Raw genomic sequence first — 619 nt, forward strand, 5'->3', positions numbered from 1 at the left:
TTCTCTTATTCCAAAACTATTCTTTGTTCTTCTGCGTCACCTCAATGCCTTGCGGCCATACAGCAGGCGATATATGTACATGAGCATCATTTCCATGTCCGGTGTAATCCTCGGCAATGTCGCCATGTCCTTCGTTAAACTTCCAGTAAGCACAAAGTCCGGTAGTAGCAGGATCTACGTTATACATATTATCGAAGATCTCTTGCTGGGTTCGCATCACGTTCCAAACACGTACTTCACAGATTTCACCATCGAGTTGGCGGGAGAAATCGGTAGGTTCGCCATAGGAATGGCCGATTTTGAACATGAAATCCTTACCACGGTTCTGCATACCCAGATTAATAGGTTTCCCTTCACCATAATCCTCAATACGACTCTGTTCACGACCGTCTACGTAGATAACCGCCACTTTCTTTTCTGTATCAAACGTCACCGCTACATGATACCATTCGCCTTCTTGCAAAAGCTTGCTGTTATCAGCGTTCGGAAATTTAATCTCATTGCACGAGAATTGCAACTGTTGCGCCGGAAAACCTGCATCACCCAAGCGGAACAGGCAATATTGCTCGATACCCATAATCGTAGATATTTCTCTTGCAGTTACACCATTCTTAAAGTT

General features: G+C 44.3%; 1 protein-coding gene. It reads right to left on the reverse strand.

Annotated features, from left to right (window positions below):
• Positions 1 to 16: 16 nt before the first annotated feature.
• Positions 17 to 619, reverse strand: a 603-nt coding sequence (locus tag AB5935_RS26395; protein WP_368327918.1) for a LamG domain-containing protein, incomplete at its 5' end; no start/stop codon positions are given.

Source organism: Phocaeicola sp. RTP21198st1_B8_RTP21198_201120 (assembly GCF_040929485.1).
GTDB classification, from domain to species: domain Bacteria; phylum Bacteroidota; class Bacteroidia; order Bacteroidales; family Bacteroidaceae; genus Phocaeicola; species Phocaeicola dorei.